The sequence below is a fragment of the Streptomyces sp. JLYT201 genome (assembly GCF_059448825.1).
In genome coordinates, this window is sequence record NZ_CM182551.1 from 7,087,823 (window position 1) to 7,114,314 (window position 26,492).

A 26,492-nucleotide genomic window follows, 5' to 3' on the forward strand; every position below is an offset into this window, starting at 1 on the left:
ACCGTATGGGCCGGGAAATCTCGGCCACTACCGAGTGGTAGCTGCTTGTGCGCGGATTCACACGCGCCCGCCCCGATGCGGACGCACACGCTCCGATGCGGACCCGTACCCTCCGGCCCGGCCCCGCTCCTGCGTCAGACCGCCTGCGAGGCCACGTACGCGCCGCGGCGCTCGATCGCCATCTGGTAGAGCCGCCCCGCGCGGTACGAGGAGCGGACCAGGGGGCCCGACATGACGCCGGAGAAGCCGATCTCCTCGGCCTCCTCCTTGAGCTCCACGAACTCGTGCGGCTTCACCCAGCGCTCCACCGGGTGGTGCCGCACCGACGGGCGCAGGTACTGGGTGATCGTGATGAGCTCGCAGCCCGCGTCGTGCAGCTGCTGGAGCGCCTCGCTGACCTCCTCGCGGGTCTCGCCCATGCCGAGGATCAGGTTCGACTTGGTGACCAGGCCCGCCGCGCGGGCCTCGGTGATGACCTTCAGGGAGCGCTCGTAGCGGAAGCCGGGGCGGATGCGCTTGAAGATGCGCGGCACCGTCTCCACGTTGTGGGCGAGCACCTCGGGGCGGGAGGAGAAGACCTCGGCGAGCTGGTCCGGCTCCGCGTTGAAGTCGGGGATCAGCAGCTCGACCTTGGTGTGGCCGCTCTCGCGCTCCGCCGTCATCGCGTGGATCTGGCGGACCGTCTCCGCGTACAGCCAGGCGCCGCCGTCCTCCAGGTCGTCGCGGGCGACGCCGGTGATCGTGGCGTAGTTCAGGTCCATCGTGACGACGGACTCGCCGACGCGGCGGGGCTCGTCGCGGTCGAGGGCCTGCGGCTTGCCGGTGTCGATCTGGCAGAAGTCACAGCGCCGCGTGCACTGGTCACCGCCGATGAGGAACGTCGCCTCGCGGTCCTCCCAGCACTCGTAGATGTTGGGACAGCCCGCTTCCTGGCAGACCGTGTGCAGGCCCTCGCTCTTCACGAGCTTCTGGAGGGCGTTGTACTCGGGGCCCATTTTCGCCCGGGTCTTGATCCACTCGGGCTTGCGCTCGATGGGGGTCTGGGCGTTCCGGACCTCCAGGCGCAGCATCTTGCGTCCGTCGGGTGCGACTGCGGACACATCGGCTCCCTGCTAGCTGGCGTAACTTCGATTCATCGGCGCACCCCAGGGTACGCCCGTTGTCTCATGGGGCTTACTCCCGGCCAACCTCTGGCCAAGGGGGTGCATTCCCGAAAGCGCCCCCGGCCGCGCGGCGGCTAGGAGGCGGCGGTCTCGGGGACCCGCTCGGCGGCCGGCCCCGCGGCGGCGTGCCCGGAGGTCTCCGCGGGCTGCTGCTCGATGACCCGCGGCTTCAGGTCCGCGTTCTCCAGGACGTCCTTGAGGTGCTTCTCGACCACCGGCAGGACGTCGGCGATCGTGATGTCGCGCCCCAGCTCGTTGGCGATCGACGTCACACCCGCGTCGCGGATGCCGCACGGGACGATCCTGTCGAACCAGGTGTTGTCCGGGTTCACGTTCAGCGCGAAGCCGTGCATCGTGACGCCCTTGGCGACGCGGATGCCGATCGCGGCGACCTTGCGGTCCTCGCGGCGCTGGCCCGCGTTGGAGGGCGCGTACTCCGGGCCGTTGAGGCGGGGGTCGAACTCGTCGTCCGTCAGGCGCGGGTCGAAGTCCAGATCGAGCCCGCCGAGGGCCGGGCGCCGCTCCACCGGGTCGCCGAGCACCCACACGCCGCTGCGGCCCTCGACCCGCGTGGTGACCACACCGAAGTCGGCACACGTTCGGATAAGTGCCTCTTCCAGGCGCCGTACATGTGCTACGACGTCCACCGGACGGGGCAGTTTCTGGATCGGATAGCCGACGAGCTGCCCCGGGCCGTGCCAGGTGATCTTGCCGCCCCGGTCCACGTCCACGACCGGCGTGCCGTCCAGCGGGCGCTCGTTGTCGGCCGTGCGGCGGCCCGCCGTGTACACCGGCGCGTGCTCGAGCAGCAGGCAGGTGTCGGGGCCCTCGTCCGCGAACCGGGCCGCGTGCACGCGGCGCTGCTCGTCCCAGGCCTCCTGGTACTCGACGTAGTCCGGGCCGAAGCCCAGCCGGATGAATCGCAACTCGCCCACGGCGCGTGCCTCCCTAACCTCACCGTGCACCGGAACCTCACCGCTCACGGAAACCTTCACCGTGCACGGATCGCGCCCCAGCCACTGTACGACTGGCGTTCTCCCGTCAGCCCTCCGGCCAATCCTCACACGATCGGATGAATGCGGCTTGAAGGTCGCGATGGGGGCGGTGCAGGCCGTTACATTCACGCCGTTCACGAGGCCAAATGGGCTGCTCAAGGCAGGCCCAAAGGGCAGGAGACCGCACAGCTGATGACGGAACGACCCCCGCAGCGCACCCCCAACCGCCAGCTCGCCGCACTCATCGCGGAAGCTGGATTCTCCAATGCGGGCCTGGCCCGTCGCGTCGATCAGCTAGGGCTCGAACACGGGCTCGACCTCAGGTACGACAAAACATCGGTGACACGCTGGCTCCGTGGCCAGCAGCCGCGCGGTACGACGCCCGCGCTGATCGCCGAGGTCTTCACCCGCCGCCTCGGCCGCCGGCTCTCCGCGCAGGACCTCGGGCTCGACGCCTGCGCGCCCGTCTACGCGGGGCTGGAGTTCGCGGCGACGCCCGAGGAGGCCATCGACATCGTCGGCGGCCTGTGGCGCAAGGACTCCGGCAGCCACGCCGAACTGCGCAAGATCGCCTTCACCCCGGCCGGGCTCGTGGTGCCGAGCCGGGACTGGCTCATCGGCCGCGCCGACGAGCGCGTCGCCCGCGGCGGGGAGCCGCCGCAGCCGCCGCGGGTGCCCCCGCAGGGCCGCCCCGGGGTGCCGCGCCAGCGCCGGGACACCGACCGCGGACCCGGGCACCGCGTGTCCGGCGGCGACATCGCGGCGCTGCGCTCCGTCGGCGAGCTGTTCCGCGCGCTCGACCACGCCTACGGCGGCGGCCACGCCCGCCAGGCCCTAGTGCGCTATCTGGAGCACGAGGCCGAGCCGATGCTCCGCGGCACCTACAACGAACAGGCCGGGCGCCGCCTGTTCGCGGCCGCCGCCGACCTCACCCGGCTCGCGGGCTGGACGTCGTACGACATCGCGGCGCACGGCCTCGCCCAGCGGTACTTCGTGCAGGCCCTGCGCCTGTCCCAGGCGGCGGGCGATCGCGCGTACGGCTCCTACGTCCTGATCACGATGAGCCGCCAGGCCGTCTATCTGGGCCACGGCCGCGAAGCGGTGCAGCTGGCCCGGGTCGCCCAGCAGGGCGTGGGCTCCTCCGCGCCGCCGGTGGTGCAGGCCCTGCTGCACGCCGTGGAGGCGCGCGGCCACGGCGTACTCGGCGAAGTGAGGGCGTGCACGGCCTCCATGGTGCGCGCCGAGCGCGCCCTGGAAGCCGCCCGGCCCGGTGACGAGGTCCCGTACTGGGCGCGCTTCTTCGACGAGGCCCAGCTCGCCGACGAGTTCGCGCACTGCAACCGCGACCTCCAGCAGTACCGCGCGGCCGCCCAGCACGCCGAGCGCTCCCTCCAGCTGCGGGCCCCCGGGTACGCCCGCTCCCGGCTCTTCTGCCGGGTCGTCCTCGCCACCTCGCGCCTCGGCCTCGGCGAGCTGGAGCAGGCCTGCCAGCTGGGCGCGGAGGCGGCCCAGGCGGCGGGCGAGATGCGCTCGGTGCGGGCGGTGGAGTACGTGCGCGACTTCGAGCGCCGCCTGGAGCCGTACCGGGACGCGGCACCGGTGCGCGGGTACCGCGACAAGATCGCGGCGCTCGGCTGACCACGGGGGCGCCTCCGGCGGGGCGCCCCCCTTCCCCTTTCCCCCTTGTCTCGTCGCCGGTCGGGTGCGGGTTCGTGGGGGCTGGTCGCGCTCGCGCGGCGGAGCCGCACATCGAAGCAGCCCCGCGCCCCTTCGGGGCGCTGCCCCCTACGCGGCGGTCGGGAGCTGGTCCTTGGTGTGCGTGGGGGTGATACCCAGGTCGGCCAGGACGGCGTGGGCCGCGCGGCGGCCCGAGTGCAGGGCGCCCTGCACCGTGCTCGTGTCGCGGTGGTCGCCGCACACGTACAGGCCCGACAGGAGCCGCACCGGACGGCGCAGGTCGTGCGGCGGCGGCATCGCGGGCACCGCCTCGCGGGTGTGGTGCGCGGCGAGCAGCTCCCACCGGTCCGTCGGCGTGCCGTACAGCTCGGCGAGGTGGGTGAGCACGGTGCGGTCGAGGTCGTCCGGCGGCGGCCCGAGGACCGTCGACGAGACGAGGAAGCGGCCCGCGGGCGCGCGCGTGGGGTCGACGTGGCTGACGACGGCCGTGTGCGCGACCGGGCCGCGCCGGTCGGCGTCCAGGAGCAGCGCGGGCTCGGCGAGCGGCGGCTCGGGGGCCGCGTGGTGCACGACGGTCATCGGGTGGAAGGACGGCACGCGAAGACCGGGAAGCAGCTCGGCGGCGGCGCGCGCGTCGGTGGCCAGGAGGACGCCCCGGCAGGTCAGTTCGCCGTGCTCGGCGGTGGTCACGCGGTTGGCGGCCACCGCGGTGACGCGGACGCCGGTGCGCACCGTCCCCGGCGGCAGCGCGGCCGCCAGCAGCTCGGGCAGGGCGTCGGCGCCGCCCTCGGGCAGACACAGACGGCCGCGCGCGAACGCGTGCAGGGCGAGGTCGGCGCACCGGCTCGACGTCGTCAGGTCGGGGTCGCAGAGCAGCGCGGACAGCAGCGGGCGCAGGAAGCCCTCGACGGTGCGGGCGGGCAGGCCGCGCGCGGACAGGGCCCGCCCGGCCGGGAGTTCGGGGCGCGCGAGCAGCCGCCGCACCGGGGTGGCGGCGAGCCGGGCCAGCGCGGCGCCGAGCCGGGCCTGGTCGAGCGCGCTCCCCAGCGGGGTGCTGCGCGCGGGCGGTCGTGACGGCCGCAGCGCGCGGCCGGGCGGGGCCCCCTCCGCCGTCCGCAGCGGCGTCCTGGCGCCCGCGCGGGCCGGGCGCGGGACCAGGGGGGCGCTCGCCAGGGCGCGCGCCGCATGGAGTGCGCCCCTTGTGCGCCTGGGGCTCTGGCCGCCGATGAACTCCGCCGCGCGATGGTGCTGTCCCTCGCTGTGGACGAGCAGACCGGGTGCGAACGGGCGCAGGGCGAGGGCGTCGAGACCCGGCGTGTGACGTAGTTCCGGATACGACGTGCTGAGCAGCTGCCCGATCTTGTCGAGCCGGAAGCCGTCCACCTTCTCGGTCGACATGCGGCCCCCGACGTAAGGGGCGGCCTCCAGGATGACGGTCGTTACTCCGGCCCTGTTCAGCTGGTGTGCGGCCGACAGTCCCGAGACCCCGGCTCCCACGATGACGACATCCGCATGGTGCGCAGGCTCTGGCACGTGCTCCTCCCGGAGGTTGCGCGGCTGCTGGGGACGCTTATGCCCGTCACAGGGCGGCGGAATCCCCGAGTTCCGCTTGAGGGTAGGAGCCCCGCGGGGCGGCGGCAGTCGCGCATGGACCGGGCATGGTCGCACGGCGGTCGCACGCGGACGGCGAAACGATTGCGCGTGGGCACGCGGAAGCGCCGTGAACGCCGGGGCCGACCCCGTGGCACCCCTTGACCGCGGTTCGTCGGGTGCGGTGCGCGGGGGCCGGGCGCGCAGCTCCCCGCGCCCCTGGGGGACCCGGGCCCGCGGCTACTTCAGCGCCGCCCGCACCGCCCCGTCGACCGTCGGGTGCGCGAAGGCGAACCCCGACTCCAAGAGCCGCGCGGGAAGCACCCGCTGGCTGCCGAGGACCTCCCCGGCCATCTCCCCGAGCACCACGCGCAGGACCGGCGCGGGGGCCGGGAACAGCGTCGGCCGGCGCAGCGCCCGGCCCATCGCGTCCGTCACCTCGCGGTTGGTCACGGGCGTCGGCGCGGTCAGGTTGAAGGGGCCGGACAGGTCGTCGCGGGCCAGCAGATGCCGCAGGGCGGCCACCTCGTCGCGCAGCGCGATGAAGCTCCAGTACTGCCGCCCGTTCCCGAGCCGCCCGCCCAGGCCGGCCTTGAACAGCGGAAACATCCGCCCCCAGGCGCCGCCCGAGCGCGCCACCACCAGGCCGCTGCGCGCGAAGGCCGTGCGGATGCCCGCGTCCTGGGCGGGCCGGGCCGCCGCCTCCCAGTCCACGCACATCGACGGCAGGAAGCCCTCGCCCGCGGGGGCGCTCTCGTCGACCGCGCGGTCACCGGTGTCCCCGTAGTAGCCGATCGCGCTGCCGTTCACGAACACCCGGGGCGGCTCGTCGAGCGAGGCCGCGGCGGTGGCCAGCGCCTTCGTGCCGAGCACCCTGCTGTCGTACATCTCCCGCTTGTACGCGTCGCTCCAGCGCCGGTCGCCGATCCCGGCGCCCGCCAGGTTGACCACGGCGGTACAGCCCGCGAGCCCCGCCGTGTCCACGCGGCCCGCCGCGGGGTCCCAGCGCACCTCGTCCGCCGTGCGCGGGGCGCGCCGGACGAGCCGCACCACCTCGTGTCCGTCGGCCGCGAGGGAGCGCGTGAGGGCCGATCCGATGAGTCCGGAGGCGCCGGCGACGGCGACACGGGCGGGCTGTTCCGAAGAGTCCGAGTGCTGCGGACGCGTAGGCTCCATGGGCCCATCCTGCCGCGAAAAGGGCGGGTGGGGCGTCGTACTCGCGCCGTACAGTGACGCTCATGCAGCAGACGTACATACGCGCGGCCCGCGCGGGCGACGACGACGTGCTGGCCCGCCTGGACCGCGAGAACTGGTCCACCGTGCACTCCGTGCAGCCCCGCCCCGCACCCCCGCACGAGCCGTTCTTCTCCGACCGCTTCGGCCCCCGCGACCACCTGGTCGCGGAGGTGGACGGCCAGGTCGTCGGCTACATCCGGCTCGGCTTCCCCACCCCGCTCGCCGTCAACGCGCACGTACGCCAGATCCTCGGCTTCGTCGTCGCCGAGCAGGTGCGCGGCAAGGGCGTGGGCCGGGAGCTGATCAGGGCGGTCGTGGCGGAGGCCCGCCGCCAGGGCGCGCGCCGCCTCACCCTGCGGGTCCTCGGCCACAACGCGCCCGCCCGGGCGCTGTACGAGTCCGAGGGCTTCGTGACCGAGGGCGTCCTGCCCGGGGAGTTCCTCCTCGACGGGCAGTACGTGGACGACGTGCTGATGGGCCGCGTGCTGTGACCTGCCGGGACCCGGCTGCCCGTCCGGCCGTGGAGCCGTCCCCCGGCCGCCGCGCGGGGGCCGTGCGACACCCGACCTGACCGGCCCGGCGTGCGGACGCCCCGCGCTCGTAGGAGCGTGAGGACGACCCCCGTCGCCGGGAAGGAGCCCGCATGCCCAGGCCCGCGGTAGGGCGGCGGAGAGCGCGCGACCCCGACCTGCCGGGCCGCCTGCCCACCCCGCCCTGGATGCGCTGGCCCGCGCCCGTGCTCCTGGTCCTGACCGTGGTCATCCAGGTCCTCACGCCCAAGTCCCTCGACCTGAGCTTCCTGCTCGCGGCCGTCCCGCCGCTCGCCGCCCTCGCCTACGGGCCCGCCGCCACCGCGCTCCTCGGCGGCCTGGTGCTCGTGATGCTCAACCTCCCGCGCTACGACCTCGGCCACCCCGGCGAGAGCGACACCGCGACCGTGGCCTTCGTGGCCGTGCTCAGCGTGGTCTTCGCCGCCGTCCGCAGCCGTAGGGACGCCCAGCTCATCACCGTCCGCACGGTCGCGGAGGCCGCGCAGTTCGCGGTGCTTCCGCCGCTGCCGGAGCGGGTGGGTCCGGTGCGCTGCGCGGGCCTGTACCGGGCGGCGCAGCACGGCACCCTGGTCGGCGGCGACCTCTTCGACGTCCGCCGGGGCCCTCGCGGCGTGCGGGCCATGGTCGGCGACGTCCAGGGGCACGGCCTCGCGGCCGTCGGGACCGTGGCCGCGCTGATCGGCGCCTTCCGGGAGGCGGCCCTCGACGAGCCCGACCTGGAGGGCGTCGCCGCCCGCCTCGACCGGCGCCTGGTCACCGACGCCGAGGCCGTCGCGGACACCGGGGACGCGCGGCGCGGCGAGCCCGGCGAACTCTTCGCCACCGCCCTGCTCATGGAGTTCGGAGCCGAGGCCGACGCCGACGCGCTGCGCCTGGTCTCCTGTGGCCATCCGCCGCCCCTGCTGCTGCGCGGCACCGCCGTCACCGAGCTGGAGGTGTCCCCGGGGCCCCCGCTCGGCCTCGGCATCGCCGGGGTCGCGCCGCCCCAGGAGACCGTGGTGGCGCTGCGGCCGGGGGACTGGCTCCTGACCGTGACGGACGGCGTGACCGAGGCCAGGGACGCCTCCGGGGCCTTCTATCCGCTGGCGGCCCGGCTGCCCGCGCTCTTCGAGGCCGAGCGGGACGACCCGGCGGCCCTGACGGACGCGATCTGGCGGGATCTGGTGCGGTTCTCCGGCGGGGTACGGGACGACGTGGCGCTCCTGGTGTTCGCGTGGGAGCGCTGACGGCACTAGACACCGGGGGTGGAGAGACAGGGGGGACGGAGACACGGAGGCGGTGCGGGCCGGGGCTCAGCGGGCGGCGAACCGCTCCCACAGCTTCGGGAACCGCTGCGCGAGCACCGCGTCGTCCTCGAAGTCGATCGGGGTGCCCGCCGGCTCCGGCGGCGCGGGGGCGATGCCGAGGTCCGGCGCCACGACCCCGGTGAGCTGCTCGTACGCCTCGTCGGCCGCGTAGCCGAGCTCCTCGCCGTCGCCGTCGAGCTCCTCGTCGAAGTCGTCGAGGAGCTCGGCCAGGGAGTCCGGGTCGTGCAGGGCGCCCTCGAAGACCTCGCGGCCCTGCCCGATGAGCCAGCACCGGAAGTAGTCGAAGGCGTCGTCGCTGACGCCGTCGAGCAGCACCCACGCGGCGCCCCACAGGTCCCAGCGGTAGGCGCGGTTGTAGCGGGCCTCGAAGTGCCGCGCGAAGTCGAGCACGGCGTCCGGGTCGGCCCGCAGCAGCCGCTCGACCAGCAGCTCGGCGTGGTCCTCCGGGTCGCCGTCGGCGGCCTCCCGGGTGCTGTCCACGATCTCCCAGAACTCCGTCTCGTCCATCACGGGACAAGCATCTGCCCTGGCGGGTAGGGGCGCACGCGGAGTGCTCCGGAATGCGGCTGTGTCGTTATGTGTGCACATGCCCCTGGAAAGCCCGACAGAGGATGTCGGCTTTCGGTGGAAGGCTCGACGCATGGAGAACGCACAGACCACCACGGGCCCCCTGTCCGGAAAGATCGCCCTCGTCGCCGGGGCCACGCGCGGGGCCGGGCGGGCCATGGCCGTGGAACTCGGCCGGGCCGGAGCCACCGTGTACGCGACCGGACGCACGACCCGCGAGCACGTCAGCGAGGTCGGGCGCAGCCGCGAGACCATCGAGGAGACGGCGGAGCTCGTGACCGCGGCGGGCGGCCGCGGCATCGCCGTCCCCACCGACCACCTCGACCCCGAGCAGGTCGAGGCGCTCGTGGACCGCATCGACAAGGAGCAGCACCGCCTCGACATCCTCGTCAACGACATCTGGGGCGGTGACGTCCACGTCGAGTGGGACAAGAAGATGTGGGAGCACGACCTCGACAAGGGCCTGCGCGTCCTGCGCCTCGGCGTCGAGACCCACATCGTGACCAGCCGCTTCGCGCTGCCGCTGCTCATCCGCAACGAGGGCGGCCTGGTCGTCGAGGTCACCGACGGCACCGAGGAGTACAACAAGCGCTACCGCAAGCCCTACTACTACGACCTCGCCAAGGCGGCCCCGCTGCGGATGGCCCGCGCGCTCGCCGAGGAGCTCACGGAGTACGGCTGCACGGCGGTCTGCCTGACGCCGGGCTGGCTGCGCTCGGAGGCCATGCTCGACACGTACTTCAAGGTCACCGAGGAGAACTGGCACGAAGGCACCAAGCAGAACCCGCACTTCGCGATCTCCGAGACCCCCACGTACGTCGGCCGCGCCCTCGCCGCGCTCGCCGCCGACCCCGAGGTGGCGCGCTTCAACGGCCAGTCGCTCTCCAGCGGCGGGCTCGCCAAGGAGTACGGCTTCACGGACGTGGACGGCTCGGCGCCGGACGCCTGGCGGTACATCACGGAGGTCGACCAGGAAGGCCCGGCCGCGGACGTGACCGGCTACCGGTAGGCCGTCACCGGGCGGCCGTCACGGGGCGGCCGCTACCGGGCCGTCACCGGTAGAGCTCGGCCATCCGCGCCGCCGTGGTCGCGAGCCGCTCGCGCAGCTCCGGCGGCTCCAGGACCTCCACCTCCGGGCCCAGCGCGAGCATCTGCGTGTACGCGACGGCGGGGGACTCGACGGGCAGGGTGACGGTCACCCGGCCCCGCTCGTCGGGTTCCGCGCCGTCGAGGGCCTCGTGGGCGGCGGCGCGGTCCGTGACGTACGGAAGCTGCCGGGCCCCGTCGGGAGACAGCCTGAGGACGGCCTCGTCCCGCAGGATGGCCCGCGCGAACTGCGCGGCCCGCTCCTCCCAGAAGCCGGGCAGGTCGAACTCCTCGTCCCGTACGAAGCGGTCGTCGCCGGAGGCGGCCGAGGAGACGGCCGTGAAGCGGTCGATGCGGTACACCCGGAAGGAACCGGTGTCCGGGACACGGGCGCACAGGTACCACACGCCCGCCTTCAGGACGAGGCCGTACGGCTCCAACTCCCGCTCCACCTCGCTGTCCTGGCGGCGGTAGCGGGCGATGACGCGGCGGTCGTCCCACACCGCGTCGGCCACGGCGGGCAGCAGCTCCGGGGCCGGGGTCTCCTTGAACCAGCCCGGGGCGTCCAGGTGGAAGCGCTGCGCCGCGTTCTGCGAGGCGTCGCTCAGGGAGGGCAGGAGGGCGGCGGACACCTTGAGGCGGGCCGCGGACGCGGCGTCCTCCAGGCCCATCTCGCGCAGCGCGCCCGGCACGCCCGACAGGAACAGGGCCTCCGCCTCGCTGCGGGCGAGCCCGGTGAGCCGGGTCCGGTAGCCCCCGATCAGCCGGTAGCCCCCGGCCCGCCCCCGGTCCGCGTACACCGGCACGCCCGCCTCCGAGAGCGCCTGCGCGTCCCGCGTGATGGTCCGCTCCGACACCTCCAGCTCGGCCGCGAGCTCGCCCGCGGTCATCGAGGCCCGCGCCTGCAGCAGCAACACCATCTTGATAAGCCGGGCAGCACGCATGCCCCCATCATGCCGCGCGCGCGGCGACGGCGGGAAAGCGCTCCGCGGCGGGCCCGCGCCCGGCGAAGCCGTGGAGCCACGGGTGGGCGGGTGGGAGGAACCGCCGCGTCAGCGGCGCAAAAAAAGGGGGTGCGGGGGTCCTGCCCACCCCGGGCAGGACCCCCGCACCCCCTCGTACCGAGCCGGAGGCTTACAGGCCGTACTTGGCCCGGGCCTCCTTCACCGCCGACGCCGGCACCGCGCCGCGGCGGGCCAGCTGCGCGAGCGCCGCGACGACGATCGACTCGGCGTCGACGCCGAAGTGGCGGCGGGCCGCGTCACGCGTGTCGGAGAGCCCGAAGCCGTCCGCGCCGAGCGAGGAGTAGTCCTGCTCGACCCACTGGGCGATCTGGTCGGGCACCTGGCGCATGTAGTCGGACACCGCGAGCACGGGGCCCTCCGCACCGGCGAGCGCCTGACGCACGTACGGCACCCGCTCCTCGCCGCGCAGCAGCGCCTCGTCCGCCTCCAGGGCGTCCCTGCGCAGCTCCGTCCAGGAGGTCGCGGACCAGACGTCACCGGCCACGCCCCACTCCTCGGCGAGCATCCGCTGGGCCTTCAGGGCCCAGTGGATAGCCGTGCCCGAGCCGATGAGCTGGATCCGCGCGGCGTTGGCCGCGGGGGACAGGCCCGCGGTCTCGGCCGTGTTGAAGCGGTACAGGCCCTTGATGATGCCCTCGTCCACACCCGCGGGCTTCGCGGGCTGCGGCATCGGCTCGTTGTAGACCGTCAGGTAGTAGAAGACGTCCTTGTCCTCGGCGGCGTCGCCCGGCTTGGCCTCGCCGTACATGCGGCGCAGGCCCTCCTTGACGATCGCACCGATCTCGTAGGCGAACGCCGGGTCGTACGTCAGCGCCGCCGGGTTGGTGGAGGCGATGAGCGGCGAGTGGCCGTCCGCGTGCTGCAGACCCTCGCCCGTCAGCGTCGTACGGCCGGCCGTGGCGCCGATGAGGAAGCCGCGGCCGAGCTGGTCGCCGAGCTGCCACATCTGGTCGGCGGTGCGCTGCCAGCCGAACATCGAGTAGAAGATGTAGAACGGGATCATCGCTTCGCCGTGCGTGGCGTACGCGGACGACGCGGCGATGAAGTCCGCCATCGAGCCGGCCTCGGTGATGCCCTCGTTGAGGATCTGGCCGTTCTTGGCTTCCTTGTAGTACATCAGCTGGTCGCGGTCGACCGGCTCGTACGTCTGGCCCTTGGGCGAGTAGATGCCGAGCGAGGGGAACAGCGACTCCATGCCGAAGGTGCGCGCCTCGTCGGGGACGATCGGCACCCAGCGCTTGCCGGTCTCCTTGTCGCGCACCAGGTCCTTGACCAGCCGGACGAGCGCCATGGTGGTGGCGACCGACTGCGAGCCGGAGCCCTTGTCGAAGGCCGCGAAGGCCTTGTCGGCGGGCGCGGGCAGCGGGGCGAGCGGGTGCGTGCGGCGGGCCGGGGCCGGGCCGCCGAGGGCCGCGCGGCGCTCCTGGAGGTAGCGGACCTCGGGGGAGTCGGCGCCGGGGTGGCCGTAGGGCACCTGGCCGTCGACGAACTGGCTGTCGCTGATGGGCAGCTCAAGAAGGTCACGCATGTTCTTGAACTCGTCCGTCGACAGCTTCTTCATCTGGTGGTTCGCGTTCTTGGACGCGAAGCCCTCACCGAGGGTGAAGCCCTTGACGGTCTGCGCCAGGATGACGGTCGGCGCGCCCTTGTGCGCGAGGGCCGCCTTGTACGCGGCGTACACCTTGCGCGGCTCGTGGCCACCGCGGGACAGGTGGAAACACTCGAGGATCTTGTCATCGCTCAGCAGCTTCGCCATCTCGACGAGCGCCGGGTCCTTGCCGAAGAAGTCCGCGCGGATGTACGCGGCGTCACGCGTCTGGTACGTCTGCACCTGCGCGTCCGGCACCTCGCGCAGACGGCGGACGAGGGCACCGGTGGTGTCGAGCGCGAACAGCTCGTCCCAGGCGCCGCCCCACAGGGACTTGACGACGTTCCAGCCCGCGCCGCGGAACTGGGCCTCCAGCTCCTGCACGATCTTGAAGTTGGCGCGCACCGGGCCGTCGAGGCGCTGGAGGTTGCAGTTGATGACGAAGGTGAGGTTGTCCAGCTCCTCACGGGCGGCGAGTGCGAGGGCCGCCGTCGACTCCGGCTCGTCCATCTCGCCGTCGCCGAGGAACGCCCACACGTGCGAGGACGAGACGTCCTTGATGCCGCGGTTCGTCAGGTAGCGGTTGAAGCGGGCCTGGTAGATGGCCGACAGCGGGCCGAGGCCCATGGAGACGGTGGGGAACTCCCACAGCCAGGGCAGGCGGCGCGGGTGCGGGTACGACGGCAGGCCGTCGCCGCCCGACTCCTGGCGGAAGTTGTCGAGCTGCGTCTCGTTCAGACGGCCGTCGAGGAAGGCGCGGGCGTAGATGCCGGGCGACGCGTGGCCCTGGATGTACAGCTGGTCGCCGGAACCGTCGCCCTCCTTGCCGTGGAAGAAGTGGTTGAAGCCGGTCTCGTACAGCCAGGCGGCCGAGGCGAAGGTGGCGATGTGGCCGCCGACGCCGTACTTGGAGCCGCGGGTGACCATCGCGGCCGCGTTCCAGCGGTTCCACGCGGTGATGCGGGACTCCATCGCCTCGTCGCCGTCGATGACGGGCTCGGCGGAGGTCGGGATGCTGTTGACGTAGTCCGTCTCAAGGAGCTTGGGCAGCGCCAGGCCCGCGCCCTCGGCGCGCTCCAGCGTGCGGCGCATCAGATACGCGGCACGGTGCGGCCCGGCCGCCTTGGTCACGGCGTCCAGGGAGGCCTGCCATTCGGCGGTCTCCTCGGGGTCGCGGTCCGGGAGCTGGTCGAGCTCGCTCGGCTGGATGCGGGAGGGGTCGGTCATTACGCCGCCTTCCTGAGTCGGAGGGGTTCCCGTGCCTGGTCGGGCGGGGGCCCTTAACGGAAAGGGTCGGGGGTGCCCTAGGTCTTTGGCAGGACAGGGCGCGGGGCCCCGGTGGGAGCCCGTCGTCGACTGTAAGCCAGCGATCGATGATCGATCAAAGCGTTGAGCGGAAAACTTCCCTCTCGGGGCAAAAGTAGGCACAGGGTGCCAGGGTGCAGGGCACCGGGTGCCTTGGATTCATCGGATCCGCGCAGGTGGGACGACGTATGAGCGCGGCTCACTCGGGATGAGCGTCACCGTCGGGCCGGGGCGCACAGCCGAGGACATGGGCCTTCACGAGCTCCGCGATCCGGGGGTCACGGCGCCGGAACGCCTGCACCAGGGCCTCGTGCTCCTCCGCGTACGACTGCTGGACGGTGCCGAGCCAGCGGATGGAGAGCGCGGTGAAGACCTCGATGCCGAGCCCCTCCCAGGTGTGCAGGAGCACCGAGTTGCCCGCCGCCCGCACCATCTCGCGGTGGAAGGCGACCGTGTGCCGCACCTGCCCGGTGCCGTCGCTCGCCCGGTCCGCCTCGTACAGGGCGGCGACGTGCGGCTCCAGGGCCGAGCAGTCCGCCGCGAGCCCGTCGGCGGCGAGCTCGGCCGCGATGGCCTCCAGGCCCGCCCGGACGGGGTAGCTCTCCTCCAGGTCGGCCGCGGAGAGGTTGCGCACGCGCACGCCCTTGTTGGGCGCGGACTCGATCAGGCGCAGGGACTCCAGCTCCCGCAGGGCCTCGCGCACCGGCGTCTGGCTGACCTCCAGCTCGACGGCGATGCGCCGCTCCACGATCCGCTCGCCCGGCTTCCAGCGACCGCTGACGATGCCTTCCACAATGTGCTCGCGAATCTGTTCGCGCAGCGAGTGAATGACGGGCGCGGTCATATGGGGGCTCCGGAGGTCGGCTACTACGGGCGACCTCTAGACAATACGGCTGCGCCCCCGTCCGGAAACCTCCGGACGGGGGCGCAGCCGCCGATGAGACGAGTCTTACAGTCCGTCTCCGGGCCCTTACAGGCCGAGCTCGACCTCGAACTCGCCCGCTTCCAGGATCGCCTTGACCGTGGTCAGGTAACGGGCGGCGTCCGCGCCGTCCACCAGGCGGTGGTCGTAGGACAGCGTCACGTAGGTCATGTCGCGCACGGCGATGGTCTCGCCGAGGTCCGGGTGGTTGATGACCACCGGGCGCTTGACCGTGGCACCGATGCCCAGGATGGCGACCTGGTTCGGCGGCACGATGATCGTGTCGAACAGCGCGCCGCGCGAGCCGGTGTTGGAGATGGTGAAGGTCGCGCCGGACAGCTCGTCCGGGGTGATCTTGCTGGCGCGGACCTTGTTGGCCAGGTCGGCGGTCGCCTTGGCGATGCCGGCCAGGTTCAGGTCACCGGCACCCTTGATGACCGGGGTCATCAGGCCCTTCTCGGAGTCCACGGCGATGCCGATGTTCTCCGAGTCGAAGTAGGTGATGGTGCCCTCGTCCTCGTTGATGCGGGCGTTGACGACCGGGTGGGCCTTCAGCGCCTGCGCCGCCGCCTTGACGAAGAACGGCATCGGGGAGAGCTTGACGCCCTCGCGGGCGGCGAAGCCGTCCTTGGCCTTGGCGCGCAGCTTCATCAGCTTGGTGATGTCGACCTCGACCACGCTGGAGAGCTGGGCCTGGCCGTGCAGCGCCTTCATCATGTTGTCGCCGATGACCTTGCGCATGCGGGTCATCTTGACGGTCTGGCCGCGCAGCGGGGACACCTCGAGGGCCGGGGCCTTCGAGGCGGCCGGAGCGGCGGCCGGGGCGGCGGCGGGAGCCGGAGCCGGAGTGGCCTTCGCGGCCTCGGCGGCGGCGAGCACGTCCTGCTTGCGGATGCGGCCACCGACACCGGTGCCCTTGACCGAGCCCAGGTCCACGCCGTTCTCGGCGGCGAGCTTGCGCACCAGCGGGGTGACGTAGGCGCCGTCGTCGGCCGGGGTGGCCGGGGCCGGGGCGGCCGGAGCGGCAGCGGCGGGCTTGGCCGGAGCGGCCGGAGCCGCAGCCGGGGCGGCGGGGGCCGCGGGCTTGGCCGGAGCCGGGGCGGGAGCGGCCGGGGCGGCCGGAGCCGGAGCCGGGGCGGCCGGCTGGGCCGGGGCCGGGGCGGGCGCCGGGGCCTCGGCGGGGGCGGCCGGGGCGGCGGCCGGAGCGGCCGCGGGGGCGGCACCGGCGGCACCGATGACGGCGAGCTTCGCGCCGACCTCGGCGGTCTCGTCCTCGGCGACGGTGATCTCGAGGAGCACGCCGGAGACCGGCGCGGGGATCTCGGTGTCGACCTTGTCGGTGGAGACCTCGAGGAGGGGCTCGTCGGCCGAGACCTCCTCGCCGACCTCCTTCAGCCAGCGGGTGACGGTGCCCTCGGTGACGGACTCGCCGAGCGCGGGCAGCGTGACGTCGGTGCCCTCGGCGGCACCGCCGGCCGGGGCGGCGGGCGCCTCGGCGGGGGCGGCCGGAGCGGCCGGGGCCTCGGCGGCGGGCGCCGGGGCGGGCTCGGCGGCCGGAGCGGGCTCGGCGGCCGGGGCCGGGGCCGGGGCCTCGGCGGGAGCGCCGGAGCCGTCGTCGATGACGGCCAGCTCGGCGCCGACCTCAACGGTCTCGTCCTCGGCGACCTTGATGGAGGCCAGGATGCCCGCGGCGGGCGAGGGGATCTCGGTGTCGACCTTGTCGGTCGACACCTCGAGCAGCGGCTCGTCGGCCTCGACGCGCTCGCCTTCGGCCTTCAGCCAACGGGTGACAGTGCCCTCGGTGACGCTCTCGCCGAGCGCCGGAAGGGATACGGAAACCGCCATGGTTTCGGTTGCTCCTTACGAAAATGGGGTCTCCCCTGCTCGAGCGTAGCCGAGAGCTTGGGGAAGAAGTCTGTGGTCGGTCGCGTCCGTGGACTGAAGGTCAGTCGTGGGAGTGCAGGGGCTTGCCGGCGAGGGCGAGGTGGGCCTCGCCGAGCGCCTCGTTCTGCGTCGGGTGGGCGTGGATGAGCTGCGCCACCTCGGCGGGCAGGGCCTCCCAGTTGTAGACCAGCTGGGCCTCGCCCACCTGCTCACCCATGCGGTCGCCGACCATGTGGACGCCGACCACGGCACCGTCCTTGACCTGGACGAGCTTGATCTCGCCCGCGGTCTTGAGGATCTTGCTCTTGCCGTTGCCCGCGAGGTTGTACTTGAGGGCGACGACCTTGTCCGCGCCGTAGATCTCCTTGGCCTTCGCCTCGGTGATGCCGACCGACGCGACCTCGGGGTGGCAGTACGTCACCCGCGGCACGCCGTCGTAGTCGATCGGCACGGTCTTCAGACCGGCCAGGCGCTCCGCCACCAGGATGCCCTCGGCGAAGCCGACGTGCGCGAGCTGGAGGGTGGGGACGAGGTCGCCGACGGCGGAGATCGTCGGGACGTTCGTGCGCATGTACTCGTCGACCAGGACGTAGCCGCGGTCCATGGCGACGCCCTGCTCCTCGTACCCGAGGCCCTGGGAGACCGGGCCGCGGCCGATGGCCACGAGCAGCACTTCGGCCTCGAAGGTCTTGCCGTCGGCGAGGGTGACGCGCACGCCGTTCTCGGTGTACTCCGCCTTCTCGAAGAAGGTGCCGAGGTTGAACTTGATGCCGCGCTTGCGGAAGGCGCGCTCAAGGAGCTTGGAGCTGTTCTCGTCCTCGACCGGCACGAGGTGCTTGAGGCCCTCGATGACCGTGACGTCCGTGCCGAAGGACTTCCACGCCGAGGCGAACTCGACGCCGATGACGCCGCCGCCCAGGATGATCGCGGACTGCGGCACGCGGTCCAGGGTCAGCGCGTGGTCCGAGGAGATGATGCGGTTGCCGTCGATCTCCAGGCCCGGCAGGGACTTCGGCACGGAACCGGTCGCCAGGAGGAGGTGGCGACCCTGGATCCGCTGGCCGTTCACATCGACGGAGGTCGGGGACGACACGCGGCCCTCGCCCTCGATGTAGGTGACCTTGCGGGAGGCGACCAGACCCTGCAGGCCCTTGTACAGGCCCGCGATGACGTCGTCCTTGTACTTGTGGACGGCGTTGATGTCGATGCCCTCGAAGGTGGCCTTGACACCGAACTGGTCGGCCTCGCGCGCCGAGTCGGCGACCTCGCCGGCGTGCAGCAGCGCCTTCGTCGGGATGCAGCCGTTGTGCAGGCAGGTGCCGCCGAGCTTGTTCTTCTCGATCAGTGCGACGTCGAGACCCAGCTGCGAGGCGCGCAGGGCCGCGGCGTAACCGCCGCTACCACCGCCGAGGATCACTAGGTCGAAAACGGTGCTGGCGTCGTTCGCCACGTCACGTCCTCCATGCATGTGCGCCGTGCGCCGGACCCCTCATTGCCGGGGACGACCGGTCGGTCGGCTGGTATACGGCCGCTCTTCTTCGGCCCTGTGGTGGGGGCCCTGTCCTGCCGAGAACCCATCTTCGCACTTGTCGGCGGCAGGCGGGACGCCGGGCCGGGCTGATCGGCCCCAGCCGGAGGTCAGGACCACGTACGCGCGTACGGATTTCATCGATAGCGAAATCCCGATGCGGGAGGTACGGGTGGTGCGGGACGGGCGGGCCGCAGGCGGTACCGACGCGTACGGCCCCGCGGGCGAGGGCGCCCCGGGGCCGTACGTCAGTGGCTGCTCAGCCGAGGTCGCCCGCGGCGGTGCGCTCCGCGAGACGCACCAGGGTGCGGACGGCGGAGCCGGTGCCGCCCTTGGGGGTGTAGCCGTACGGGGCGCCCTCGTGGAAGGCGGGGCCCGCGATGTCCAGGTGGGCCCAGGTGATGCCCTCGCCCACGAACTCCTTCAGGAACAGGCCGGCGACCAGGCCGCCGCCCATGCGCTCGCCCATGTTGGCGATGTCGGCGGTGGGGGAGTCCATGCCCTTGCGCAGGTGCTCGGGCATCGGCATCGGCCAGGACGGCTCGCCGACCTCCTCGGCGATCTCGTGGATCGACGTGCGGAAGGCGTCGTCGTTGGCCATGATGCCGAAGGTGCGGTCGCCCAGGGCCAGGACCATGGCGCCGGTCAGCGTCGCCACGTCGACGATCGCGTCGGGCTCGTCCTCCGAGGCCTTGGTGAGCGCGTCGGCCAGGACCAGACGGCCCTCGGCGTCGGTGTTCAGGACCTCCACCGTCTTGCCGCTGTACATGCGCAGGACGTCGCCCGGTCGGGTGGCCGAGCCGGACGGCATGTTCTCGGCGAGGGCCAGCCAGCCGGTGACGTTGACCTCCAGGCCGAGGCGCGCCACGGCGACCACGGCCGCGAACACGGCGGCGGCGCCGCTCATGTCGCACTTCATGGTCTCGTTGTGGCCCGCGGGCTTGAGCGAGATGCCGCCCGAGTCGTACGTGATGCCCTTGCCGACGAGGGCCAGGTGCTTCTTCGCCTTGGACGAGGTGTACGACAGCTTGACCAGGCGCGGCGGGGCGGCCGAGCCCGCGCCGACGCCGAGGATGCCGCCGTAGCCGCCCTTGGTGAGCGCCTTCTCGTCGAGCACCTGCACCTTGATGCCGTGCTCCTTGCCGGCGGCCTGGGCCACCGCGGCGAACGCCTCGGGGTAGAGGTCGTTCGGCGGGGTGTTGATCAGGTCGCGGGCGCGGTTGAGCTCCTCGGCGACGGCCAGGGCGCGCTCGACGGCGGCCTTGTAGGCCTTGTCGCGCGGCTTGCCGCCGAGCAGGGCGGCCTCGGCGAGCGGGCCCTTGGCGTCCTTGGCGCCCTTCTTGGCCTTGGCGTCCTTGGCGCTGTCGGCGATGTCCTTGTAGGCGTCGAAGGAGTACGCCCCGAGGACCGCGCCCTCGGCGATCGCGCCCGCGTCGGCGGCGGACTCCAGGGGCAGCGCGAACGCGGCCTTCTTCGAACCGGCCAGGGCGCGCGCGGCGACACCGGCGGCCCGGCGCAGCCCCTCCGCGTCGTAGGCCTGGCCCTTCTCGGGGACCGCGCCGAGGCCGACTGCCAGGATCACCGGCGCCTTGAAGCCGGACGGCGCGGGCAGCTTCGTCGCCTCACCCTCGGCGCCCGAGGCACCGAGGGTCTCCAGGACGGACGCGAGCTTGCCGTCGTACGCCTTGTCCACGGACTCGGCGCCAGGGGCCACGACCGGTCCCTTGGCGCCCTTCGCGACACCGACGACGATCGCGTCGGCGCGCAGGCCGGACGCGGCGGCGGTGCTGAGAGTCAGAGCAGTCACGGTGCTGAAGTCCCTCTTTCATAGGAGGTTTCACTGAGTTCTTGCGGGCTTTGGGGTGGTGAGCCCGTCGCGAGCCTACGCCCGCAAGCAATGCGGTGCGCCTCACTGTGCGTGCTGGCCGAGGGCGAGCACAAGCAGCGCGGCCGTGGCGGCGGTCTCGGCGAGCCCGCCGAAGACGTCGCCGGTGACGCCGCCGAACCGCCGTACGCAGTGCCGCAGGAGGGCCTCGGCGGCGGCGCAGGCGAGCAGCACGGCGGCCGCGTTGCGGACGGTGGAGACGGCTGCGTCGGGGCCCGTGACCGCTCCCGCGGCGGCGGCCGCGGCGGTGACGGCCACGAGGACGGCCAGGGCCGCGCGCGCGGGGACCGTGCCCGCGACGGCCGCGCCGAGCCCCTCGGGCCGGGCCGCGGGCACCTCGGCGCGGGCGGCGAGGGTGAGCGCGAGCCGGGCGGCGGTGGCGGCCACGGCGGCGCCGCACAGACCGCGCGCCCAGCCGTCGTCGTACAGCTCGGCCAGGGCCGCGACCTGCGCGAACAGGGCCAGGACCAGGGTGATCACGCCGAACGGGCCGATGTCGGACTGCTTCATGATCCGCAGCGCGTCGGCGGCGGGCTTGCCGCTGCCGAGGCCGTCGGCGGTGTCGGCGAGGCCGTCGAGGTGCAGCCCCCGGGTGCCCGCGGCGGGCACCGCGACGGCGGCGACGGCGGCGAGCAGCGGGCTCGCGCCGAGGGCGAGCAGCGCCGCCCCGAGCCCCCCGGCGATGAGGCCGAGCACGAGCCCCGCGACCGGGGCGCACAGCATGCCCGTCCGGGCGGCCTCGCGGTCCCACCGGCGCACGCGCACCGGCAGCGCGGTGAGCGTCCCGAAGGCGAAGCGGAGGCCGTCGGCGGGGGTGGGTCTGGGCATTGGGCGAGATTACCCGGGCGGCCCGGGGCACCCGTCGCCGCCCTGCTGCGGCAGGTGCCCCGGCCTGCGCGCGGCGGCGGCGAACCGCAAGATGGGCCCATGGACGGCTGGTGGTACCGGAACGTCGTCGAGCCGGGGAAGCTGCCCCTGCTGCTCGCGCTGGTCTCCTTCGTGGGCTCGTTCCTGGTGACGCGCACCATCACCCGCCTCATCCGCGCCGGGAAGGGCCCGTTCCGGAACATCACCACGGGGGACGTGCACGTCCACCACGTCGTCCCGGGCATCTTCCTGATGCTGGTGGGCGGCTTCTGGGCGGTGGCGGCCGGGCGGCACGGCTTCGGCTCGATGTGCGCGGCCGTGATCTTCGGCATCGGCGCGGGCCTGGTCCTCGACGAGTTCGCGCTGATCCTGCACCTGGACGACGTGTACTGGAGCGAGCAGGGCCGCAAGAGCGTGGAGGTGGTGGTCCTCACCACGGCCCTGGTGGTCCTGATCCTCACCGGCTTCACCCCGTTCGGCGTGAACGAGCTCTCCGTGACCGAGCGGCACAACCGCTTCGCCTTCGCCCTGAACATCGCCGTGAACTGCGGCTTCGCGCTGATCGCGATGCTCAAGGGCAAGCTGCGCACGGCCCTGATCGGCATGGTGGTGCCGTTCGTGGCGCTCGTCGGCGCGATCCGCCTCGCCCGTCCGGGGTCGGCCTGGGCGCGGCGGTTCTACCGCAACCGGCCGCGGGTCCGGGCCCGGGCGGGGCTGCGCGCGTTCCGCCACGACCGCCGCTGGACGGCCAAGCGGCGCTGGCTTCAGGACGTCATCGGCGGCAGGCCGGACCCGGAGCCGCGTGCGGCGTCGCCGCGCCGCAGGTGACGCACCGCCGTGGCCGCCGCGCACACGACCAGGACGCCCGCGATGGCCGCCAGGTGCTCCTTGCCCGCGAGGTTGTTCTTGACCAGGACCTCGACCACCATCAGGGCGACCACCAGGGCGCCGGTCGCGTACGCCCGGTAGCGCCAGCACACGAACACCGCGAGCCCGACGACCGCCGCCGACGGGCCGGTGTCGATGACCTGCGCGTCGGAGGCGGGAAGCCCGACCCAGCTGTCGGGCCCGATGGCGATGCCCACGCGCGCGTAGAGGGTGCCCGCGAGCGTCGCCGCGTACCCGACGAGCAGCGTGCGCCACCAGCCCACGCAGATCTCGGCGATGCCGAACACCAGCAGGATCTGCGCGAGCGCGCCCCACACCGGCAGGTCGAGGGCGGGGACGAAGAGCGAGAGCGGGGTGCGGACCAGGGCGAGCCACAGCGGCTCCTCGGCCCGCACGGAGCCGATGTTCTGGACGAACTGATAGCCCCAGGACTGGTTCTGCACGTACTGGAAGGCCCCGGTCAGGCAGACGGCGGCGAGCGTCATCGGGATCGCGCGCCAGCGCCGGGCGACGAGCCCGCCGCGCACCGTGGAGTACAGATCGCCCCACTCGGCACGGGCCAGCCGGGACAGGGTGCTCATCTACGGGACTCCAAATGTGTGCGGTGCAGCCATTTCGGCAGGCCCGGCGCTTCCAGGAAGCCTTCGGCGCGGGCGGACGCGACACCGATGCGCGGCAGGTCCGCGCTCTTCTCGAAGAGCAGGAACCGCGGCTCCCAGATGGGTCGGTACTTGGCGTTGGCGCGGTAGAGCGACTCGATCTGCCACCACCGGGAGAAGAAGCTGAGCAGCGAGCGCCACAGCCGGAGCACCGGGCCCGCGCCGAGCCGCGAACCACGCTCGAAGACAGATCTGAACATCGCGAAGTTCAGCGACACCTGCGTGATCTGGATCTCCGCCGCGCGCTGGAGCAGCTCGATGACCATGTACTCCATCAGGCCGTTGTCGGAGTCCCGGTCACGGCGCATCAGGTCGAGGGAGAGGCCGTGCGGACCCCAGGGGACGAAGGAGAGCACCGCGCGCAGCTCGCCCTTGTCGTCGGTGCACTCCAGCATCACGCACTGGCCGTCGTCCGGGTCGCCGAGGCGGCCGAGCGCCATGGAGAAGCCGCGCTCGGTGGCGCCGTCGCGCCAGTCGTCGGCGCGTTCGAGGAGGCGGGCCATCTCCTCCTCGGGGATGTCCGCGTGGCGCCGTACGCGCACCTCGTACCCGGCGCGCTTGACGCGGTTGTAGGCCTGGCGGACCGTGCGCATGGCCCGGCCCTCCAGGGTGAAGTCGGCGATCTCCACGATGGCCTCGTCGCCGAGCTCCAGCGCGTCGAGGCCGTGCCGGGCGTAGATCGTGCCCGCCTCCTCGCTCGCGCCCATCACCGCCGGGGTCCAGCCGTGCTCGCGCGCCTCGGCGAGCCACGGCTCGATGGCGCCGGGCCAGGCCTCGGGGTCGCCGATCGGGTCGCCGGAGGCCAGCGAGACGCCGCCGACCACACGGTAGGTGACCGCGGCCTTGCCGGTCGGGGACCAGACGACGCTCTTCTCGCGGCGCAGCGCGAAGTAGCCGAGCGAGTCGCGCTCGCCGTGCTTGGCGAGCAGGGCGCGAAGGCGTGCCTCGTCGTCCTCGCTGAGCGGGTCGACGGCCCGGCGGGAGCGGAAGGCCGCGTACAGGACGGCGATGACCAGGAGCGTGCTCAGGACGTTGATGGTGACGTTGACCCAGCCGGGCGTCGAGATGCCCGCGAACCGGGAGTCGTCGGCGGCCAGCGACACCAGGCGCATGGTGCCGTAGCGCCAGCGGTCGAGGAACGTCGAGCGGTAGTCGTCGTGGGCGTGGTTGGTGACGGTCACCAGGAGCGCGGCGAGCAGCGAGGTCGCGAGCAGCCCGCCGACGGCGACGGCCGCCGCCAGCTTGGGGTTGGACCGGTCGCCCTTGGCGTAGAACTCGCGGCGGCCGACGAGCAGGGCGGCGACGAAGCCCGCGGTGAGGACGAGCGAGATCCAGTTCTGCGCGTACTGCCGGATCTCGGGGAAGAACATCGCCACCGCGAAGAGCAGCAGGAACAGGCCGCTCAGCACGAGGTTGAGGATCCACGAGGCCCGTTTGCGGCGCCGCATCGTGACCGCGAGGAAGGCGGTGAACACCCCGGAGGCGAACCCCGCGGTGAGCATGTACGGGGTGAAGTAGTTCTCCGTGTTGTGCCGTCTGAGGTCCTGCCCCAGGGAGACCCAGACGGCACTGAGGAAGTTGACGAAGGCGACGGCCCGCAAATACCAGACGGCGGCCGCCGCGGCTCTGCGCGAGGCCGGGGTGGACGTCGTGCGCTGTTCTTCCTTCGGCCGTTCTTCTCCCATAAAGCGGGATCTTATGGGGTGTTGTGGTGTGATATGGGGCTTGCTGTCCCGGTACCCGCCGCGACCTGCGGTTACCCGGTGACGGGCGGCCGCGCGGCCACCCGGTGACGGGCGGCCGCGCGGCTACTCCGAGACGGGAAGCTCCGCGGCGAGCGCCGCGGCGGAGCGCAGCAGCGGCACCGCGAGCAGCGCGCCCACGCCCTCGCCCACCTTCACCCCGTGGCTGAGCAGCGGTTCGAGCGCCATCCGGTCGAGCGCCTTGGCCTGCGCGGGCTCCCCGCTGTCGTGCCCGGCCAGCCACCAGTCCGGCGCCCGGAAGGCGACCCGCTGGGCCACGAGGGCCGCCGCGGCGGCCACCACGCCGTCCAGGACCACGGGCGTGCGCCGCACCGCGGACTGGAGCAGGAACCCGGTCATGGCCGCGACGTCGGCCCCGCCCACCGCCGCGAGCAGCTGCAACTGGTCGCCGAGCACCGGCCGCGCGCGCCGCAGCGCGTCCCGGACCGCCGCGCACTTGCGCATCCACGCCAGGTCGTCGATCGGCCGCCCGCCCCGCCCGGTCACCACGGACGCGTCGGTGCCGCACAGCGCCGCGATCAGCGTCGCCGCGGGGGTCGTACCGCCGACGCTGACGTCGCCGAGCACGACCAGGTCGGTGCCGGAGTCGGCCTCCTCGTCGGCGAGCGCGATGCCCGCGCGCACCGCGCGCTCGGCCTCGTCGGCGGTGAGCGCGTCCTCGATGTCGATGCGGCCCGAGCCGCGCCGCACCCGGTGGCCCGCGACCTCGGCGGGCAGCTCGTCCGGCTCGCAGTCCAGGGCCAGGTCGACCACCCGCACGGGCACGTCGAGCCGCCGGGCGAGCACGGCCGCGGGCGCCTCGCCGGACAGCACGGACCGCACGAGGTCCGCCGCCCCACCCGCGGGCCGCGCCGACACGCCGAGCTCGGCGACGCCGTGGTCGCCCGCGAAGAGCAGCGCCCGCGGCCGCTCGATCGGCTTGACCGGCACGGACGCCTGGGCCGCCGACAGCCACTCGGCGAGCTCGTCCAGGCGGCCGAGGGCGCCGGGCGGCAGGCTCTGCCGCTCCCTGCGCTCCTCGGCGTCGCGGCGCACCCCGCCGTCGGGCCGCTCGATCAGGTCGGTGAAGTCGTCGAGAATCAGCGAGCTCATTCGGCGAACAGTACCGGCGGGCGGTGACACGCGCGCGAACGGCCCCGGGCCGGTCCGCCGCCGGTGAGACAGGCCCCGCGACGTCGTTGCCCCGCCACCACTGATCCCATACGTTCCGTTTGTGTCGAATCGCCCCGTGCCGTCCGTCCGTCAGCAGGCCACCGACGACCCCGTCGAGCGCGTCCTCCGCGCCCGGCACTCCACCCGCCGCCACCGCGCCACGGCCCACGCCCTCGCGCGGCACCTCGAACCCGAGAGCTGGCTCGACGTCGGCACCGGCCACGGCCGCCTCCCGGCCGCCGCCAAGGACGTCCTGCCGTACACCGCGTACGACGGCACGGACCCGAGCGACGCCGTCGTGAAGGCCCGCGAGGCCGGGCACATCGAGGAGGCCCACCAGGGGCTCCTGCCGGACCTCGCGCCGCGCCTCGCCGACCGGTACGACGCGGTGAGCATGGTCCACCACCTGGAGCGCGTCCCCGACCCGGACGCGGAGCTCGCCGCCGCCCGCACCGTCCTGCGCCCCGGCGGACACCTGCTGATCGAGGCCGCCGACCCCGAGTCCCGCTCCGCCCGGCTCCTCGGCCCCTGGTGGCCGCCGCACGCGCGCTCCCCGCGGGCGCGGCTGCTGTCCCTCGGCCGGCTCCGCCACGCCCTGGACGAGCTCGGCTTCACCCTCGTGGACGTCGAGCGCCGCAGCCCGCACCTGCCGCTGGACCTGACCGGTGCGGCCGCCCTCGTCGTCGGCCGCCGGCTGCCGCGGGCCGCCGGGCCGCGCCGGGCGTGCGGCTGGGCGGCGGCCCCCCTGATCGTCCTCGCCCACGCCCTCGACCAGCTGCTCGCACCCCTGCTCGTCCGCACCGGCTTCGGCAACACCTACCGCGTCATCGCCCGCCGCGAGAGCGACGGCTGAG

21 protein-coding genes are annotated in these 26,492 nt (G+C 73.4%); 6 read left to right on the forward strand and 15 right to left on the reverse strand.

Going from position 1 to position 26,492, the window contains the following annotated elements:
• Nucleotides 1–134 precede the first annotated feature (134 nt).
• Together lipA and lipB are read right to left on the reverse strand one after the other, a co-directional pair.
• The gene (gene lipA, locus AC5WAM_RS29965; protein WP_495519457.1) at nt 135–1,100 is read right to left on the reverse strand and encodes a lipoyl synthase; all 966 of its coding nucleotides are present in this window, start codon (nt 1,098–1,100) and stop codon (nt 135–137) included.
• A 137-nt stretch (nt 1,101–1,237) separates the two neighbouring features.
• Complete coding sequence (gene lipB, locus AC5WAM_RS29970; protein ID WP_495519458.1) at nt 1,238–2,098, reverse strand: lipoyl(octanoyl) transferase LipB; 861 nt, start codon at nt 2,096–2,098, stop codon at nt 1,238–1,240.
• Nucleotides 2,099–2,350: 252 nt separating this feature from the next.
• Here lipB and AC5WAM_RS29975 point away from each other — a divergent pair, with 252 nt between their 5' ends.
• Complete coding sequence (locus AC5WAM_RS29975; protein WP_138959330.1) at nt 2,351–3,796, forward strand: NsdA family TPR-like regulatory protein; 1,446 nt, start codon at nt 2,351–2,353, stop codon at nt 3,794–3,796.
• A 147-nt stretch (nt 3,797–3,943) separates the two neighbouring features.
• On the opposite strand, the gene AC5WAM_RS29980 is transcribed toward AC5WAM_RS29975, so the two are convergent.
• Complete coding sequence (locus tag AC5WAM_RS29980) at nt 3,944–5,368, reverse strand: NAD(P)/FAD-dependent oxidoreductase (RefSeq protein ID WP_495519459.1); 1,425 nt, start codon at nt 5,366–5,368, stop codon at nt 3,944–3,946.
• A 297-nt stretch (nt 5,369–5,665) separates the two neighbouring features.
• On the reverse strand, nt 5,666–6,601 hold the full coding sequence (locus AC5WAM_RS29985; protein ID WP_495519460.1) for a TIGR01777 family oxidoreductase: 936 nt from the start codon (nt 6,599–6,601) through the stop codon (nt 5,666–5,668).
• Nucleotides 6,602–6,663: 62 nt separating this feature from the next.
• On the opposite strand from AC5WAM_RS29985, the gene AC5WAM_RS29990 reads away from it, so the two are divergent.
• Together AC5WAM_RS29990 and AC5WAM_RS29995 are read left to right on the forward strand one after the other, a co-directional pair.
• Entirely contained in the window at nt 6,664–7,152 is a 489-nt protein-coding gene (locus AC5WAM_RS29990; RefSeq protein ID WP_172384107.1) for a GNAT family N-acetyltransferase, read from the forward strand.
• A 152-nt stretch (nt 7,153–7,304) separates the two neighbouring features.
• Nucleotides 7,305–8,438 carry a PP2C family protein-serine/threonine phosphatase gene (locus tag AC5WAM_RS29995; RefSeq protein WP_366791386.1) on the forward strand — a complete coding sequence of 378 codons (1,134 nt, stop codon included), beginning with the start codon at nt 7,305–7,307 and terminating at the stop codon, nt 8,436–8,438.
• Between the two features lie 66 nt (nt 8,439–8,504).
• Here the strand turns inward: AC5WAM_RS29995 and AC5WAM_RS30000 are convergent, their stop codons facing one another.
• Nucleotides 8,505–9,026: a DUF4240 domain-containing protein gene (locus tag AC5WAM_RS30000; RefSeq protein ID WP_366791461.1), complete on the reverse strand. Its 522-nt coding sequence runs from the start codon at nt 9,024–9,026 to the stop codon at nt 8,505–8,507.
• A 133-nt stretch (nt 9,027–9,159) separates the two neighbouring features.
• Here AC5WAM_RS30000 and AC5WAM_RS30005 point away from each other — a divergent pair, with 133 nt between their 5' ends.
• On the forward strand, nt 9,160–10,095 hold the full coding sequence (locus AC5WAM_RS30005) for an SDR family oxidoreductase (RefSeq protein WP_495519461.1): 936 nt from the start codon (nt 9,160–9,162) through the stop codon (nt 10,093–10,095).
• A 43-nt stretch (nt 10,096–10,138) separates the two neighbouring features.
• Here the strand turns inward: AC5WAM_RS30005 and AC5WAM_RS30010 are convergent, their stop codons facing one another.
• From AC5WAM_RS30010 to AC5WAM_RS30040, 7 genes are all read right to left on the reverse strand, one after another.
• On the reverse strand, nt 10,139–11,116 hold the full coding sequence (locus AC5WAM_RS30010; protein ID WP_366791384.1) for a helix-turn-helix transcriptional regulator: 978 nt from the start codon (nt 11,114–11,116) through the stop codon (nt 10,139–10,141).
• 190 nt (nt 11,117–11,306) lie between these two features.
• Nucleotides 11,307–14,012 carry a pyruvate dehydrogenase (acetyl-transferring), homodimeric type gene (gene aceE / locus AC5WAM_RS30015; RefSeq protein WP_495519462.1) on the reverse strand — a complete coding sequence of 902 codons (2,706 nt, stop codon included), beginning with the start codon at nt 14,010–14,012 and terminating at the stop codon, nt 11,307–11,309.
• A gap of 277 nt (nt 14,013–14,289) precedes the next feature.
• Entirely contained in the window at nt 14,290–14,934 is a 645-nt protein-coding gene (locus tag AC5WAM_RS30020; protein WP_138959321.1) for a GntR family transcriptional regulator, read from the reverse strand.
• Nucleotides 14,935–15,060: 126 nt separating this feature from the next.
• Complete coding sequence (gene sucB / locus AC5WAM_RS30025; protein WP_495519463.1) at nt 15,061–16,857, reverse strand: 2-oxoglutarate dehydrogenase, E2 component, dihydrolipoamide succinyltransferase; 1,797 nt, start codon at nt 16,855–16,857, stop codon at nt 15,061–15,063.
• A 100-nt stretch (nt 16,858–16,957) separates the two neighbouring features.
• A complete protein-coding gene (gene lpdA / locus AC5WAM_RS30030; protein WP_366791381.1) occupies nt 16,958–18,346 on the reverse strand; it encodes a dihydrolipoyl dehydrogenase in 1,389 nt (462 codons plus the stop codon).
• 337 nt (nt 18,347–18,683) lie between these two features.
• Nucleotides 18,684–20,231 (reverse strand): leucyl aminopeptidase, encoded by a 1,548-nt coding sequence (locus tag AC5WAM_RS30035; RefSeq protein WP_495519464.1) that lies wholly within the window; start codon nt 20,229–20,231, stop codon nt 18,684–18,686.
• Between the two features lie 102 nt (nt 20,232–20,333).
• Complete coding sequence (locus tag AC5WAM_RS30040) at nt 20,334–21,137, reverse strand: adenosylcobinamide-GDP ribazoletransferase (RefSeq protein ID WP_495519465.1); 804 nt, start codon at nt 21,135–21,137, stop codon at nt 20,334–20,336.
• 99 nt (nt 21,138–21,236) lie between these two features.
• Between AC5WAM_RS30040 and AC5WAM_RS30045 the strand changes: the two genes are divergently transcribed.
• Nucleotides 21,237–22,004, forward strand: a complete 768-nt coding sequence (locus AC5WAM_RS30045; RefSeq protein WP_366791378.1) for a hypothetical protein — start codon at nt 21,237–21,239, stop codon at nt 22,002–22,004.
• On the opposite strand, the gene AC5WAM_RS30050 is transcribed toward AC5WAM_RS30045, so the two are convergent.
• From AC5WAM_RS30050 to cobT, 3 genes are all read right to left on the reverse strand, one after another.
• Entirely contained in the window at nt 21,941–22,645 is a 705-nt protein-coding gene (locus AC5WAM_RS30050) for a hypothetical protein (protein WP_366791377.1), read from the reverse strand. The two genes, AC5WAM_RS30045 and AC5WAM_RS30050, sit on opposite strands and share 64 nt — an antisense overlap.
• A complete protein-coding gene (locus tag AC5WAM_RS30055) occupies nt 22,642–24,408 on the reverse strand; it encodes a phosphatidylglycerol lysyltransferase domain-containing protein (protein WP_495519466.1) in 1,767 nt (588 codons plus the stop codon). Before AC5WAM_RS30055 ends, AC5WAM_RS30050 begins: the two co-directional genes overlap by 4 nt.
• 123 nt (nt 24,409–24,531) lie before the next feature.
• Nucleotides 24,532–25,578 (reverse strand): nicotinate-nucleotide--dimethylbenzimidazole phosphoribosyltransferase, encoded by a 1,047-nt coding sequence (gene cobT, locus AC5WAM_RS30060; protein ID WP_495519467.1) that lies wholly within the window; start codon nt 25,576–25,578, stop codon nt 24,532–24,534.
• Nucleotides 25,579–25,714: 136 nt separating this feature from the next.
• On the opposite strand from cobT, the gene AC5WAM_RS30065 reads away from it, so the two are divergent.
• Entirely contained in the window at nt 25,715–26,491 is a 777-nt protein-coding gene (locus AC5WAM_RS30065) for a class I SAM-dependent methyltransferase (RefSeq protein WP_366791374.1), read from the forward strand.
• Nucleotide 26,492 lies beyond the last annotated feature (1 nt).

Excerpts from the sequence above, each read along its gene's own strand:
- AC5WAM_RS30050 (WP_366791377.1), bottom strand. The coding sequence starts at position 22,645 with ATGAGCACCCTGTCCCGGCTGGCCCGTGCCGAGTGGGGCGATCTGTAC.
- aceE (WP_495519462.1), bottom strand. The coding sequence starts at position 14,012 with ATGACCGACCCCTCCCGCATCCAGCCGAGCGAGCTCGACCAGCTCCCG.
- AC5WAM_RS29995 (WP_366791386.1), top strand. The coding sequence starts at position 7,305 with ATGCCCAGGCCCGCGGTAGGGCGGCGGAGAGCGCGCGACCCCGACCTG.
- cobT (WP_495519467.1), bottom strand. The coding sequence starts at position 25,578 with ATGAGCTCGCTGATTCTCGACGACTTCACCGACCTGATCGAGCGGCCC.
- AC5WAM_RS30000 (WP_366791461.1), bottom strand. The coding sequence starts at position 9,026 with ATGGACGAGACGGAGTTCTGGGAGATCGTGGACAGCACCCGGGAGGCC.
- AC5WAM_RS30005 (WP_495519461.1), top strand. The coding sequence starts at position 9,160 with ATGGAGAACGCACAGACCACCACGGGCCCCCTGTCCGGAAAGATCGCC.
- AC5WAM_RS30020 (WP_138959321.1), bottom strand. The coding sequence starts at position 14,934 with ATGACCGCGCCCGTCATTCACTCGCTGCGCGAACAGATTCGCGAGCAC.
- AC5WAM_RS30040 (WP_495519465.1), bottom strand. The coding sequence starts at position 21,137 with ATGCCCAGACCCACCCCCGCCGACGGCCTCCGCTTCGCCTTCGGGACG.
- AC5WAM_RS30055 (WP_495519466.1), bottom strand. The coding sequence starts at position 24,408 with ATGGGAGAAGAACGGCCGAAGGAAGAACAGCGCACGACGTCCACCCCG.
- sucB (WP_495519463.1), bottom strand. The coding sequence starts at position 16,857 with ATGGCGGTTTCCGTATCCCTTCCGGCGCTCGGCGAGAGCGTCACCGAG.
- AC5WAM_RS30045 (WP_366791378.1), top strand. The coding sequence starts at position 21,237 with ATGGACGGCTGGTGGTACCGGAACGTCGTCGAGCCGGGGAAGCTGCCC.
- AC5WAM_RS29990 (WP_172384107.1), top strand. The coding sequence starts at position 6,664 with ATGCAGCAGACGTACATACGCGCGGCCCGCGCGGGCGACGACGACGTG.
- AC5WAM_RS30010 (WP_366791384.1), bottom strand. The coding sequence starts at position 11,116 with ATGCGTGCTGCCCGGCTTATCAAGATGGTGTTGCTGCTGCAGGCGCGG.
- AC5WAM_RS29975 (WP_138959330.1), top strand. The coding sequence starts at position 2,351 with ATGACGGAACGACCCCCGCAGCGCACCCCCAACCGCCAGCTCGCCGCA.
- AC5WAM_RS29985 (WP_495519460.1), bottom strand. The coding sequence starts at position 6,601 with ATGGAGCCTACGCGTCCGCAGCACTCGGACTCTTCGGAACAGCCCGCC.